The organism is Butyrivibrio hungatei (genome assembly GCF_001858005.1).
In the GTDB taxonomy this organism is placed as follows: Bacteria; Bacillota; Clostridia; order Lachnospirales; family Lachnospiraceae; genus Butyrivibrio; species Butyrivibrio hungatei.
Window position 1 is genome coordinate 2,683,581 of the sequence record NZ_CP017831.1, and the last position, 13,827, is coordinate 2,697,407.

14 protein-coding genes are annotated in these 13,827 nt (G+C 40.2%); 5 read left to right on the forward strand and 9 right to left on the reverse strand.

Annotated elements, in window-relative coordinates:
* Positions 1 to 858 carry a nicotinate-nucleotide--dimethylbenzimidazole phosphoribosyltransferase gene (locus tag bhn_RS12435; protein ID WP_236845922.1) on the reverse strand — a complete coding sequence of 286 codons (858 nt, stop codon included), beginning with the start codon at positions 856 to 858 and terminating at the stop codon, positions 1 to 3.
* Positions 827 to 1,165 (reverse strand): nicotinate-nucleotide--dimethylbenzimidazole phosphoribosyltransferase, encoded by a 339-nt coding sequence (locus bhn_RS15960; RefSeq protein WP_236845923.1) that lies wholly within the window; start codon positions 1,163 to 1,165, stop codon positions 827 to 829. Before bhn_RS15960 ends, bhn_RS12435 begins: the two co-directional genes overlap by 32 nt.
* A gap of 87 nt (positions 1,166 to 1,252) precedes the next feature.
* Between bhn_RS15960 and bhn_RS12440 the strand changes: the two genes are divergently transcribed.
* The 4 genes from bhn_RS12440 (at position 1,253) to bhn_RS12455 (ending at position 5,194) form a co-directional block, all read left to right on the forward strand.
* A complete protein-coding gene (locus bhn_RS12440; protein WP_071176997.1) occupies positions 1,253 to 2,332 on the forward strand; it encodes a pyridoxal phosphate-dependent aminotransferase in 1,080 nt (359 codons plus the stop codon).
* A gap of 107 nt (positions 2,333 to 2,439) precedes the next feature.
* Positions 2,440 to 3,363, forward strand: coding sequence for a MetQ/NlpA family ABC transporter substrate-binding protein (locus bhn_RS12445; protein WP_071176998.1), 924 nt, complete (start codon positions 2,440 to 2,442; stop codon positions 3,361 to 3,363).
* Positions 3,364 to 3,560: 197 nt separating this feature from the next.
* Positions 3,561 to 4,532, forward strand: coding sequence for a methionine ABC transporter ATP-binding protein (locus bhn_RS12450; protein ID WP_071176999.1), 972 nt, complete (start codon positions 3,561 to 3,563; stop codon positions 4,530 to 4,532).
* A complete protein-coding gene (locus tag bhn_RS12455) occupies positions 4,532 to 5,194 on the forward strand; it encodes a methionine ABC transporter permease (RefSeq protein ID WP_330393216.1) in 663 nt (220 codons plus the stop codon). The genes bhn_RS12450 and bhn_RS12455 overlap by 1 nt, the downstream gene beginning before the upstream one ends.
* A 49-nt stretch (positions 5,195 to 5,243) precedes the next feature.
* On the opposite strand, the gene bhn_RS12460 is transcribed toward bhn_RS12455, so the two are convergent.
* The 5 genes from bhn_RS12460 to bhn_RS12475 form a co-directional block, all read right to left on the reverse strand.
* Positions 5,244 to 6,029, reverse strand: coding sequence for a class I SAM-dependent methyltransferase (locus bhn_RS12460; RefSeq protein WP_071177000.1), 786 nt, complete (start codon positions 6,027 to 6,029; stop codon positions 5,244 to 5,246).
* Between the two features lie 30 nt (positions 6,030 to 6,059).
* Complete coding sequence (locus tag bhn_RS12465; protein WP_071177001.1) at positions 6,060 to 6,716, reverse strand: HAD family hydrolase; 657 nt, start codon at positions 6,714 to 6,716, stop codon at positions 6,060 to 6,062.
* 70 nt (positions 6,717 to 6,786) lie between these two features.
* Entirely contained in the window at positions 6,787 to 6,960 is a 174-nt protein-coding gene (locus bhn_RS15475; RefSeq protein WP_236845924.1) for a hypothetical protein, read from the reverse strand.
* Positions 6,961 to 7,063: 103 nt separating this feature from the next.
* Entirely contained in the window at positions 7,064 to 8,419 is a 1,356-nt protein-coding gene (locus tag bhn_RS12470) for an MATE family efflux transporter (RefSeq protein ID WP_071177002.1), read from the reverse strand.
* A 47-nt stretch (positions 8,420 to 8,466) separates the two neighbouring features.
* On the reverse strand, positions 8,467 to 9,780 hold the full coding sequence (locus bhn_RS12475) for a DUF2130 domain-containing protein (protein ID WP_071177003.1): 1,314 nt from the start codon (positions 9,778 to 9,780) through the stop codon (positions 8,467 to 8,469).
* A gap of 811 nt (positions 9,781 to 10,591) precedes the next feature.
* Between bhn_RS12475 and bhn_RS12485 the strand changes: the two genes are divergently transcribed.
* Positions 10,592 to 11,386 carry a PDDEXK family nuclease gene (locus bhn_RS12485; RefSeq protein ID WP_071177005.1) on the forward strand — a complete coding sequence of 265 codons (795 nt, stop codon included), beginning with the start codon at positions 10,592 to 10,594 and terminating at the stop codon, positions 11,384 to 11,386.
* Between the two features lie 445 nt (positions 11,387 to 11,831).
* Here bhn_RS12485 and nadE read toward each other — a convergent pair whose 3' ends face one another.
* Positions 11,832 to 12,584 (reverse strand): NAD(+) synthase, encoded by a 753-nt coding sequence (gene nadE / locus bhn_RS12490; protein WP_193399757.1) that lies wholly within the window; start codon positions 12,582 to 12,584, stop codon positions 11,832 to 11,834.
* A gap of 37 nt (positions 12,585 to 12,621) precedes the next feature.
* On the reverse strand, positions 12,622 to 13,827 hold the full coding sequence (gene pncB / locus bhn_RS12495) for a nicotinate phosphoribosyltransferase (protein ID WP_071177007.1): 1,206 nt from the start codon (positions 13,825 to 13,827) through the stop codon (positions 12,622 to 12,624).

A 13,827-nucleotide genomic window follows, 5' to 3' on the forward strand; every position in this document is an offset into this window, starting at 1 on the left:
TTACCTTATTCCCTCAAGGTATGAATCGTCTATTCCGCCGCCTTCAAAGGTTGCCATATCTCGCATCATGACGCAGGCATCCTCTATTATCTGAAATGCCATAGGACATCCGCTTCCTTCACCAAGTCCCATGTTAAGCATTAGATATGGCTTGAGCTCAAGCTCTTTTATAGCAAGATCATAGGCAGGCTCCTTGGACACATGGGATGTGAAAAGATATCCCTTAACAAGTGGACAGAGTCTTACTGCACACAGGGCTGCCACTGCAGAAATAATACCATCTATAACAACAGCCTTCTTGCATATCGCAGCTCCAATAAATGCTCCGCACATAGCAGCAATATCAAGGCCTCCAACCTTGGACATAGCTGATATTATCTGCTCAGCATCATTCTCATTCCCTTCCCACTTCTTATTTAGAAGTCCATGGAACTCAAGGGCTTTTCTTATAACTTCCTTCTTTTTGACGAGTGCTTCATCAGTAAGTCCTGCGCCTCGCCCTGTGATGTCTTCTGGAGATACGCCAGTAAGCGCAGATAAAAGAGCTGTGGATGTGGTAGTGTTACCAACTCCCATCTCTCCTACGCCTATAAGATCTACTGTTCCAGTGGATGATTTATCCACATTTTTATTTTCAGAAGGCTCTTTTCCCACATTGGCTACTAGATTTATCCCCGTAGTAATGGCTCTAAGACACTCATCTTCCGTCATAGCCGGCTCTTTAACTATATTACCTGTGCCTCGCCTAATGCTGTGGTCAATGACCTTACTTGCATCCGGGTCAGCAGAATAATCCGTAGCAATTCCCATATCAGTTACCACGAGCTCAGTATCCTGTGTGCCTTGCAAGGACTGCAACGCCAGTAAGCCCTCTTGTCATATTCAGCGCCTGCATAGCAGTGACCGAAACAGGCGAGGACGCCACACCTTCCTCCACAACACCATTATCTGCACAGAATACATAAATAGTCTTTTTACCTACTTTGTTTTTGGCATGACCTGTTATACCAGCGAGCTTTATTGCAATGTTTTCAAGTTCGCCCATGCTGCGAGGCGGCTTGACCAGTGAATCGTTGTAATCTGAAGCCGCCTTAACAGCAGCATCATCAACTTTTTCCACTTTGCCTATGCAATTTTCAAGAGTTTTCAACATTTCTTTGTTCATAAAAATAATTCTACACCATTTTATCTATGGTGTAATTACTGATATACTTAGGAATTGTAAGATAAAAATGTTTTATATGGAAAAATTATGAATCAACCTACATCCTTCGTCCACGGCGGCGAATACTCTGATTACAATCAAATAAAACTGGATTTTAGCGTAAACACTAATCCTCTGGGTATACCAGGAAACTTAAGCTATGCCCTAACTACAAATGTGGACGTGCTCGAGAAATACCCTGACAGAAGGTCCAGAGAGCTTTGCCTGGCAATTTCAGAAAAAAGAGGTGTTCCATCAGATAATATCTTTGTAGGAAACGGTGCTTCTGAGGTTATCAGTATGCTTACCAAAGTCATTGCACCCAGGGAAGCCCTTATTATAGAGCCAACATTTTCAGGCTATGAGAGAGCTCTTTTGTCTAATAGCTCTAACATCAGCTATTATGCGCTTTCCAGGGATAATGGCTATACTCTTACGCCTGATTTCATCAGCTTTCTAGACAGGTCAAAATGTGAGATCCTCTTTGCCTGCAGCCCCAATAATCCTACAGGCCGCATTATCGATCTGGCCCTTGTAAAAGAGATTGCAGAAGTATGTGAAAAAAAGAAGATCTTCTTTATACTGGATGAATGTTTTATGGGCTTTGTGGAAAACTCTGACAGCCGCAGTTGTCAAGAGCTCCTTGCTGATCATCCTCATCTGATTCTTTTAGATGCCTTTACCAAGCTCTATTGTATACCCGGAATAAGGCTTGGTTACTGCATTAGTAGTAATAATGAACTCATAAAAGCTCTTTACGATGCACAGCCAGAATGGAGCGTGTCCACCTATGCCCAGCTTGCGGGAAAAGAAGCCCTTATGGAAGATAAATATGTAAAAAGAACCACTGAACTTGTATCTACTGAAAGAGTTTTTCTGATAAAAGAGCTACGTCTTTTGGGATTTGAGGTATATGATAGCATGGCCAACTTCATCATGTTTAATGTACCTGCGAGATTAGGGCAAAGCCGTGACCTGCAGGAGTTCCTGGCAAAGAAGTATCATATCCTCATCAGATCCTGCAGTAATTTCAAGGGACTGGCTCAGAATGATTACCGCATAGCAGTAAAGCTTCACGATGAAAATGAGCTGCTCATTGATGCGATTAAGGACTACTTATCGCCGTGACAACTTTTGTTTATCACCAGCGAAAAGTTATTATTAGTTCACATTTTTCATTTAAATAATTATAATCATGTTCATAAATTAAATGAGAATTCGAGGAGGAAAACAATATGAAAAAGAATATTATCGCAAGTTTAGTTTTATCCACAACTTTAGTACTCGGCTTATTGACTGGATGTGGAGATAAAGCAGGCACAGAAGCAGCTTCACAGGATGCTCAGGCCACAGAAACTGCAGACGTAGCGCAGGACACAGCTTCAGCTGATGCAGATAAGACTATCAGAGTTGGTGCTACACCAGTTCCACATGCTGAAATTCTTGATAACGTAGTAAAGGATGTTCTTGCTAAGGATGGTTGGACACTTGAGACTGTAGTATTCCAGGATTACGTTCTTCCTAATACTTCACTTGAAGCTGGTGAGATCGATGCCAACTACTTCCAGACACTTGGTTACATGAACCAGCAGAATCAGGACGCAGGCCTTCACCTTGTAGCAGTTGCAGGCGTTCACATTGAGCCAATGGGCATCTACTCAGAGAAGTACACAGCGGTTGCTGATCTTCCAGACGGTGCTTCAATCGGTATTCCTAACGATCCAGACAACGCTTCAAGAGCACTTGATCTTCTTGTTCAGAAGGGTCTTTTAACATCAAAGGGTGAATATGGTACAAGCGACAGCTACACAGAGGATTCTCTTACAAAGGATACTGATGCCAACCCACACGGCTATGTGATCACACCACTTGAGGCAGCAAGCCTTCCACTTTCACTTCCTGATCTTGATGCTGCAGTTATCAACGGTAACTACGCACTTGAGGCTGAACTTCCAGCTAAACACCCAGCACTTGAGATTGAGGAATTCGACGAGGAAACAACAACAAAGAGAACTAACTTCCTTGTAGTTAAGGATGGCACACAGGATTCTGAAAAGATTCAGGCACTTGTAGCAGCACTTAACTCAGAAGAAGTACAGAAATACATCGACGCCACTTACAAGGGAGCAGTTATCGCATCATTTGTTAGTGCAGAGTAATTCAGGTATTGAGAGTATGACAGTGTGAAATATCATTGTTCGCTCCGGTATTTTTTACAGGATACATAAGACATTCAAAAACCTCGGTGAGATTTACTTCCCGAGGTTTTTGAATGCCATGTATATGCAGGTCTTTTGTGGATAACTAACATTTATGCTATTATTAGTTATTGACTATTGTTTTTGGAGAAAAAGAAATGATACAACTGCAGAACGTATACAAAAGATTTAATGATACGGAAGTTCTAAAAGGTATCACCATGGATATTCAGGATGGTGAGATCTTTGGAATTATTGGACAGAGTGGAGCGGGTAAGTCTACTCTTCTTAGATGCATTAATGGTCTGGAATCCTATGACAGTGGCCAGATCATTGTTAATGGACAAGTAGTTAATATCCGTGACAAATTCTTGCTCAGACAGCTTCAAAAGAGAATGGGAATGATCTTCCAGGGTTTCAATCTTTTGGAGAGACTTGATGTATATCAGAACGTTGCTCTTCCAATGAAGTTTTGGGGAATTGACACACATTCTCCTGCTGCAAAAGAAAAGATTGAATACTTGATACGTATGGTAGGCCTTGAAGACAAGATGCATGCCAAGCCTCGTCAGCTCTCAGGTGGTCAGAAGCAGAGAGTTGCTATTGCCAGAGCCTTAGTTCTTGATCCTGAATTTCTTCTTTGCGATGAAGCGACCAGCGCTCTTGATCCAGAGATTACCAAGGAAATCTTAGCTCTTTTGCAAAAGATCAATCGTGAGATGGGCATTACTATCATCGTAGTTACGCACCAGATGGAAGTAGTCAAGCAGATCTGCCAGAAGGTTGCTTTCCTTAGTAATGGTAAGATGCTTGCTGTTGGTAAACCTGAGCAGCTCTTTGTATGGCCAAAGGAAATGGAGATCCGTGATTTCCTTAGAGAAGAGAGCAACAAGCTTCCAACTACTGGAATCAATCTTAAGCTCTTTTTCTTTGGAGAAGGCAATCAGCGTCCTATCGTAACCCAGATGGCTCAGGAGCTTCACACAGATTTCAATATCTGCTGGGCTAAGCTTGAGGACTTCAGAGAGGATGTTTACGGAAGCCTTGTTCTTAACATGGATGAAAAAGATCTGACAAGAGCTTGCGAATTCCTTGATAGTAAGAATGTAACCTGGGAGGTAATCAAATAATGTCTGGAATTTTATCTACAACCGGCATGAGCTCCGTTATTATGACTGCTTTTAAGCAGACTCTTTATATGGTATTTTGGTCAACACTTTTTTCAGTTATCCTTGGCTTCATACCTGCGATCATACTGACACTTACAGCTCCTGACGGACTTAAACCAAATAAATTTGTTTATGAGATACTTAGCTTTATCATCAACGTTTTTAGAAGCTTCCCATTCATCATTCTTTTGGTAATCCTTATTCCATTTACTAGAATGGTTGTTGGAAAATCAATCGGAACAACAGCTTCTATCGTTCCCCTTACAGTATCTGCTATTCCTTTTATTGCAAGAGTATTTGAGACCAGCCTTCGCGAGACCAATCCCGGAGTTATTGAGGCCGCTAGATCTTTTGGTGCTTCAAACTTCCAGATTCTCATGAGAGTTTACGTTAAGGAATCTATTCCAAGAATGTTAAATGGCGTTGTTCTCCTTATCATCTCTCTTATTGGTTATTCAGCTATGGCAGGAACAGTTGGCGGCGGCGGTATCGGTGATATTGCTATCCGTTACGGATATCAGCAGTACAAGACAGAATATCTTGTTGTATGTTCATTGGTACTTATCGCTTTTGTTCAGCTTATACAGACTATCGGAAATATTATGTACAAGAAAATGTCTTGATCAGAACAAAGATTTACAAAAAAAGAAATGGGACCTTACGGTCCCATTTTTATTGGCAAATAAACATTCCATATTCCTTAGGAAGATCAACTGCTTCATCTTCAATATGTTCCGTAAGTATTTTACGGATCTTATCCACAGGCAGATCAAGAATTGCCTTGAAAGAAGCAAGACTTCGAAGGTACTCTACCAAATCTTCTACATCTGTAACATGAAGTGAGTCCTCATAAAATACAGTCTTAACATCTGCAAAGGATTTACCCAGTACAGCCCCTCCGTTTTGCATAGTAAAGTTATGATTTGGCTTGAACTCTTCGCCTCCAAGCTCGAACCACTCAGCAAGTAGTTCCGGGAAGTTGTTCTCACCAAGTGTAGCACAGTAGAACACTCCACCTGGCTTTAACACTCTTCTAACCTCTCTTATGCCTCTATCAATATCTGGAACGTGGTAGAGCATTGAATTTGCGATCACCACGTCAAAGCTATTTTCTTCAAAAGGAAGATACTGAATATCTGCCTGAATATATTCGATATTATCTCTTTCTCCAAGGTTATTCCTAGCTGTCTCAAGCATTCCCTCAGAAAAATCTGTAAGTACAAGCTTGCCACATCTTGAAACCATATCCTCATGATTTTCCCAAAGTCCGCCTGTACCGCAACCAAGCTCAAGTACTTTCATACCTCTTTTGATATTGTAGTTAGAAATTATCCAGTTACTATAACCCTGCTTGTTTGTTGAATATTTATTATGAAATCCAATACGGATATCAAGTCCCTTTGATGTGGCGTACTGCTTTTTTACTGCCTCTGTATCATTTGAACTTCCAAAATGCATTATAATGTTTCCCCTATCGTAGTCGTTTTTTTATTCTTCCTGTAAATAACTTTTTACTTCAAAAAGGTCTGTGCAGATCTCTTCAGACAGATTCTTCATTTCCTCATTTTCAGGAAGTAGATCAGGCACCATTATTGGCTTAAGGCCTCCTCTACTTGCTGCCCTGATTCCATTATATGAATCTTCTATAGCATAGGCTCTTGCTGGCGATACGCCTGTTTTAACACAAGCCAGTAAAAAAATATCTGGTTCCGGTTTACTTTTTATGACCATATCACCAGTAATGATCTCGTCAAAAAATGAAAGTATCTCTGCGTCACGAAGCTGATTTACAACGGTCTGTCTCCTTGTAGAAGATGCAAGTGCTATCTTCTTGCCATTCATCTTTAAAAAGACAAGTAGCTGTAAAACTCCCGCTTTAACAGGAAGCTTTCCGCCATCGTATCTTTCATGATACATCTGTGATGCTTCCCCAGCGTATTTATCATACGGAAAATCTTCACCGTAGGCTTCTAGCATTATCTCTTTGGTCTTGGCTGCATTGGTTCCGCAACAGGCAAGATACGGCTCTTCTATGTTCTTTATGCCATACTTCTGCGCAAGTTCCAGCCAGCAGTCCATGGTTGCTTTTTCTGAGTCAAAGATAACGCCATCCATGTCAAAAACAACTGCATCAAAATCTTTCATAACATCTCCCCATAAAGTTTGTGCCTTATCTTGCTGTCATAACAAATTCTTCAATCTTGATATTCCCCAATCAAATTCCTCCGCAAAAATCTATAATTTCCTGCTTTCTTGGTTCTACATTTTCTTTGTATTCAACCTGACAAAGCCCCATATGGCCTGCTGCCTCGATTTCAAGATGTCCATAGAAATGCTCGATACTCTGAATGATCCTCTCACACTCTGGCATGCTTGTGCATTCTAACACGTTAGCAGAATGAAGAGTGTAAAGCAAGGTGTATTTTAGCATTTTTGTTGAAAAAATAGACCTATATCATTAGATACAGGTCTATTTAGTAATTTCATTTATATTAGTCAACAAACTTTTTGAGCTCTGAATGTGCAAGTGGAATTGCCAATGCAAAAGCGCACACATCTGCGCAAGACTGAGCCATCTCAACTCCTGTAAGTCCCAGGATCATTGGCAGGATCAAGATCATAGGAATGAAGAATATTCCATTTCTGGATGAAGCCATGATCGAAGCCTTAATCCCCTTACCAATTGATTGAAGCATCATGTTACTGATAACGATAACTCCTGAAAGCGGCAATGTAACAGATTGGAATCTAAGGGCTGCCACGCCTACCTTTATGGCATCAGGATTTTTTGAAAATACTGATATGATGTCAGGCGCAAAAGAAAAACATGTAATGCCGATAAGTATCAGGAATACGGTTGAATATTTAACACAGAAAATAAATCCCTCTTTTACCCTCTTAGTAAGACCTGCTCCGTAGTTGAAAGAGCAAACTGGCTGATAGCCCTGACCAAAGCCGATAAGAGCTGAAGCCATCATGATCATAACTCTGGACGCTACTGACATTCCTGCAATTGCTGCATCTGCGCCAAGTGCTCCTGCTGTTCTATTGAGGATCAGTGTGGATATTGCAGCCATTCCCTGTCTGAAAAGAGATGGTGCTCCGCCGTTTACGATTTCTAAGAGATAGTGCCCATTGAGATGGACATTATTGATGCTAAGCTTAATGTTCTCGCCTTTGCTGGTTCCGATCAAAAGGACTATGAAACTTGTGCACTGTCCCATTACCGTAGCAATAGCGGCACCCCTGACCTCCATGTGGAATCCAAGGATAAGAAGTGGATCTAAAACCATGTTCATAACTGCGCCGCACATAAGACCTACCATAGCATATACGGCGCTTCCCTGGAACCTGAGCTGATTGTTGATAACAAACTGAGCCATCATAAATGGTGCGCCAAACAGAATAATCCTCATGTAGTCCTGAGTAAACTTCATAGTAGAGTCGGTTGCACCAAGGAAACGTGCTATAGGTTCAACATAGATATTTCCTACGATTGCAAAGATAACTCCAAGGATCAATGCAAGAGCAAAGCCTGTTGAAGCCATTTCATTTGCTTCTTTGTGGTTGCCTGCTCCAAGCATTCTTGATAAGTAGTTGCCAGATCCATGTCCGCAAAAAAAGCCTGTAGCCTGAATGAGCGCCATAACAGTAAACACAAGTCCAACTGAAGCAGTTGCTGCAGTGTTAATAGCTGAGTCGCTTGAAACCCTTGCCACAAAGAAAGTATCTGCTGTGTTATAGATTGCCGTTACCATCATGCTTATGATAGTTGGCACTGAAAGCGACAAAATAAGCTTGGGTATTGGTGTCGTTGTTAAATATTCTCGTCTGTTTTGTACTGCCATTACATTGTCCTAACCTTTTTATTTCTCACAAGTTATGAATTATACACTTATGAGTTAAGCTCTTCAAATTTGGCTTTCATAGTAGGATTGTTCTTGGTAAGTTTCTTGACACTTACATCCTCTACCTTGCTATTAGCGATTCTGAGCTGATTGTCGCTTCCAAGGAGCTCTTTTTTAACCTTTTCAAGGTGCTGGATTGTTTTGTCTATCTCATCGATGGCATTGTCAAAATGTTTGTGAGCAATGTCATAGTTACGGCTAAAGTCATCCTTAAACTTCATAAGGCTGTCTTCAAAGTTTGAGATGTCGATATCCTGATTCTTGACCGTAGCAAGCTCCTGCTTGTACATAAGAGCATTCATTGCTGCATTTCTAAGAAGTGTGATCATCGGAATAAAGCACTGTGGCCTTACAACGTACATCTTGTCATACTTGTAGGAAACATCTACAATTCCTGCATTGTAAAGTTCACTGTCGCTCTCAAGCATAGAAACCAAAACTGCGTATTCACAGTTCTTTTCCTTTCTGTCCTTATCAAGCTCCTTGAAGAAGTCCTCGTTTTTATGCTTTGTGGCCGTCTCGTCCATCTCGTTCTTCATCTCAAACATTATTGAAATGATCTCAACGCCATTCTCATCGCACTCTCTATAGATGTAATCGCCCTTACTGCCTGTTCTTGCGTCATTATCCTTCTCAAAATAAGCGTTTTTAAAAGCTGTGGCTCTGAGCTGATTGAACTGTATCTCGCAGTGCTGCTCCAGGGTCTCGCCAACCATCTTAGTAGACATCTTAGTCTTAAGGTCCTTGTAGAACTCAACCTCCTTTTCCTTCTGCTCTAAGAGAACCTTGCCCTTTTCTTTTTCCTGTAAAAGAGCTGACTCAAGCTCTCTGTTCTTTTCATTAAAGGAGTTTTCGAGGGCATGCTTTTCATCTTCTACTTTCTTGACCGCTTCAAGGACAGCAAGTTTTTGCTTGTCATCAAAAGCGCTTAGCTCGTGCTGAAGCTTGTTTTTTTCTTCTTCACTCTTCCTTAGCTTGTCCTTTATTTCTTCCAACTGTTCAGCATGCTCATGGCTTAGGTTTTCTATCTTTTCAAACTGGGAAGTCTTTATCTTCTCAATTTCCTTTGTCAGCTCTTCTTTTTCTTTTTCATACTGCTGCCTGGTTTTAAGCGTAATCTTATCTTCCTGTGCAGCAAGCTCTATTTCGTGCTCTTTTTGAAGGTGTTTCTCAAGCTCACTAGTACGCTCTCTTAAGTCTTTTTCGAATTCTTTATCCCTGATCTGCTTAACTATTGAGCTAAGCTCTGTATCATCAACTGTAAACGCCTGTCCACAGTGTGGACATTTGAGTTCTGCCATAGCCTCTACCTCTCTGTAATCTTTCACGGTTATTGTAAACTACACAAGCAAGTTAATTATACCATGTGGGCGTCGCCATGCGCTCCTTTTGTTCTGTGTAGATAATGTTACGTTTTGGCCATTTTTTTAGCCTGTTTTCATGACCTGTACATTTTAGGCTAATATTTTTACTTTTGCCAAATGTCACCACATGTCTTTGTTTAGCCTGCTTGCACCAATTCTTACCAATCAGGCTAAGCTTCTCCTCCATCTTGCATTCTTGCTTAGCACTTTCTTTAGCCTATTTAATTACAAATTATCAACTAGGCTAATAGTTCTCATATGAAGCTCATCTTGTATCAATTTTTCTTTAGCCTATCTCATTACAAATTATTAACTAGGCTAATAATTCTCATGTGAAACTCGTCTTGTATCAATTTTTCTTTAGCCTATCTCATTACAAATTATTAACTAGGCTAATAATTTTCATATGAAACTCGTCTTGTATCAATTTTTCTTTAGCCTATCTCATTACAAATTATCAACTAGGCTAATAATTCTCATATGAAACTCGTCTTGTATCAATTTTTCTTTAGCCTATTTAATTACAAATTATCAACTAGGCTAATAGATCTCATATGAAACTCATCTTGTTTCCTAGCTAAGCATAATCAGATACAACAACTGGATTCATGTAAAAAAATAACTTTCATTTGACACCATGTCATTAGCCTAATATAATGACTTCTGTTCATGCTCTAATTTTGCAAAAGTGTGTTCCACTTCTAGGAATTCAACACACACTATTTCACATTATTGAATGAGAGGAAATATGATAATAGATGAATTAAAGGCTGAGTATGCCTATTTAAAAGAATTAAGTAAAAAAATGGAGAATGATATTAATACTGCTCCTCCTGGAAAATTACGTATTACACGAACAACTTCTTCACCAGTATACTATCATAGAAAAACAAGCTCTGACGCATCTGGTGATTATATCAAATCCGCGGATAGAGACATTGCAAGGCAACTTGCCCAAAAGGATTATGCTAAAAAGTCTAAACTACTCGTCGAAAGAAGATTAAAATATCTTCAAGAATTGATAGGTGATTATGAGAACCATGACATGACGAGTATATTGACTAACTGTAACCCCGCAAGGCAAAGGCTCATATCTCCATACATAATCAGTAATGAAGAATATGCTAAGCAATGGCTAGAAGAACCATTCATTCCTAACTCTAGTTACCCAGAACATCTTATTTTCGAAACAGCTAATGGTGAACTAGTCCGATCAAAATCTGAAGTAATAATTGCTGATACATTATTACGTCTTGGAATTCCGTATAAATACGAAGCTCCGTTCCACTATTCCAAACACAACACTATTTATCCAGATTTCACTGCACTCAACGTCATAACTAGAAAAGTCGTATACATTGAGCACTTTGGACTCATGCACTCTGAAGGCTATAGAGATAGTTTCTTTGATAAATTGAGAAAATACTATAGAGCTGGACTAGTCCAAGGAAGAGATCTTATATTCACATATGAGGATGATAGAAACCCTTTTGATATTTCAATTTATAAAAAGAACTTTGAAGAGCTTCTACTAAGAGGATAAATCAATGAGATGGAAATAGTTAGCCCACTTTCACTTAAAAAGCTTGTCTAGGCTAAGTATTCTCGTGTTCAACAATTTTCAAACTTGTTTTATTTTAGCCTAGTTCCTATCAAACAGTTGATTTCGGCGTATAGTCCCAAGGCTTTTCTTTACCTTGATTGAACAAAATTACACCGAAATATTTATATTGAATTGATTCAGGCTAAAAACCGACATTCTGGTTCTTAATATGATTAAAAAAACTTTAGCCGAAACCAGATACACTCCTATATTTAGACTAAACTCCACGAGCACATCTCATAAACTAGCAGGCCTCCGGCAGGCAAAACTTTAGCCGAAACTTAACAAAAAAGTTAAATTTCGGCTAAATCATCCTCACCTTTTTGCGTATTCAAGCTTTTTTCAACTAAAGCATCCTCAAATCATATTATCTTCAGAAGCATTATCACTGCTTAAACATTGGCATAAGCTGAAGCTTGTGAAGATTGATCTTGTGGAGTCTGTCGATCTTCTGCTTGATCTCTTCGTCTTCACAGACACCAGTGAAGATATATTTATCAAGCATATCGTAAGTAAAGCCAAGCTTGTCTTCATCTGACATTCCGCTAAGGCCATCAGATGGAGTCTTGTGGATGAGCTCATTTGGAAGGCCAAGAGCGTCACCTATCATGCGCATCTCAGTTACGGTAAAGTCTGAGCAAGGGCTAAAATCTCCTGCTGCATCGCCGTACTTGGTTGAATAACCAACGTAGTCCTCTGACTTGTTGCAAGTATTGGCTACGCGGCCGCCATTTGGAAGTGACTGGGCTACGCCGTAAAGTGTAGCCATTCTCATTCTAGGTGGTGTGTTGATGATTGCATCCTTGCCAAGCTCTACACCTGCTGCCTTCATCATCTCACGATAGCCATCCATAGCTGGCTTGATATTTACAACATGATGCTTAATTCCAAGAAGCTCTGCTACTTTCTTTGAATCATCGATATCCTTCTGTTCTCCATCCGGCATCAAAACTCCCACAACTCTATCTTTTCCAAGTGCTTTTGCAAGAAGCGCTGCTACGATAGTAGAATCCTTACCACCAGAAAGACCTATAACTGCGCTGGCTGTAGGACCATTGTTGTCAAACCACTCCTTTATCCAAGTTGTGATATCTTCAATCTTTTTTTCTGCATTAAAATCCTTTAGTTGTTCTATCATGATCATTTCTCCCTTCCAGCCTATGATCTTTGTAGCATCATTTGTTGTCGTGTTCCATTCTCCAGTTGATACATCTCTGAAGATACTCTACATAATCAGGGTTCTTGCACATTCCCTTGCCCTTAACATCAGAGATCTTAGCAACATCCTGACCGTTACATCTTGTAGTCTTCATTACAATGTTAAGTGCTGGTGCATCTGTGTCATTAGAAATATAAGTTCCTATTCCAAAGCCGACCTTCGCTCTGCCATTAAAGTGTCTAAAGAGCTTGTCTGCCCTTTCAAAATCAAGGCTATCACTAAAGAGAAGCGTCTTAGTCTTTGGATCGATTCCAAGCTTCTCATAGTGTGCGATCATCTTCTCGCCCCATTCGATTGGGTCTCCAGAGTCATGACGAACACCGCTAAAGAGTGTTGCATATGTAAGCTGGAAGTCCTTAAGGAAGCAATCTGTTGTAATTGTGTCTGTAAGAGCAGTTCCATTGAGGACACCATACTCTTTTACCCAGGCATCAAGAGCGTACCAGTTTGAATATGCTGGATTGTGTTTGTGGTTACCCTGACCTGTGCACATGATCCACTCGTGAGCCATGGTTCCAACTGGAGTTACATTGTATTTCTTAGCAAGGAATACGTTTGATGTTCCAAGGAATGTAGAAGAAGTAAGCTTTGCCTCTGCAAGAGTCTTAACTGCAAGCTCCTGAGCCTCTGCTGATAACCTTCTTCTAAGACCAAATTCACTAAAGATAGAAAGGTAAATGCTGCCATTTTCAACCTTCTCAACCTTTTCAGCTAGTCTCTTCTTGAAGCTCTCAAAGAGTTCGTCGTAGTTGTACTGCATTCTAAAATATACTTCATTTACGATTGCAAGGGTTGGGATCTCATACATTGAAGTATTGAGCCATGTTCCCTTTGTCTCAATGCTAAGTCCGCACTCAGCGTCTGTCCCAATGTAGAAATCCTCATATCTTGGCTGCCAAAGCCTAAGAAAATCTACATATGAGCCCTTGATCCATATTACATTTTCAAGATATTCAAGCTCTTCCTCTGTAAATCTAAGATTACAGAATGCCTTGATCTGATTCTTGATCTCTTCTACCATTTCCTCAGTAAAGTGCACGTCAGTGTTTCTGCACTTAAAAGACCAGGTTGTCTTGTAATCACTGAACTGATGGTAGATTGCCTGTCCCATCGAAAATTTGTAAGCATCCTGTTCAAGTAATGATGTAATTATCTGATTCAT

Bases quoted from the DNA above. Each gene is read 5' to 3' on its own strand.
- pncB (WP_071177007.1), bottom strand. From the start codon at position 13,827: ATGAATCAGATAATTACATCATTACTTGAACAGGATGCTTACAAATTT.
- bhn_RS12440 (WP_071176997.1), top strand. From the start codon at position 1,253: ATGAATCAACCTACATCCTTCGTCCACGGCGGCGAATACTCTGATTAC.
- bhn_RS12470 (WP_071177002.1), bottom strand. From the start codon at position 8,419: ATGGCAGTACAAAACAGACGAGAATATTTAACAACGACACCAATACCC.
- bhn_RS12450 (WP_071176999.1), top strand. From the start codon at position 3,561: ATGATACAACTGCAGAACGTATACAAAAGATTTAATGATACGGAAGTT.
- bhn_RS12475 (WP_071177003.1), bottom strand. From the start codon at position 9,780: ATGGCAGAACTCAAATGTCCACACTGTGGACAGGCGTTTACAGTTGAT.
- bhn_RS12445 (WP_071176998.1), top strand. From the start codon at position 2,440: ATGAAAAAGAATATTATCGCAAGTTTAGTTTTATCCACAACTTTAGTA.
- bhn_RS15960 (WP_236845923.1), bottom strand. From the start codon at position 1,165: ATGAACAAAGAAATGTTGAAAACTCTTGAAAATTGCATAGGCAAAGTG.
- bhn_RS12485 (WP_071177005.1), top strand. From the start codon at position 10,592: ATGATAATAGATGAATTAAAGGCTGAGTATGCCTATTTAAAAGAATTA.
- bhn_RS12455 (WP_330393216.1), top strand. From the start codon at position 4,532: ATGTCTGGAATTTTATCTACAACCGGCATGAGCTCCGTTATTATGACT.
- nadE (WP_193399757.1), bottom strand. From the start codon at position 12,584: ATGATAGAACAACTAAAGGATTTTAATGCAGAAAAAAAGATTGAAGAT.
- bhn_RS12465 (WP_071177001.1), bottom strand. From the start codon at position 6,716: ATGAAAGATTTTGATGCAGTTGTTTTTGACATGGATGGCGTTATCTTT.
- bhn_RS12460 (WP_071177000.1), bottom strand. From the start codon at position 6,029: ATGCATTTTGGAAGTTCAAATGATACAGAGGCAGTAAAAAAGCAGTAC.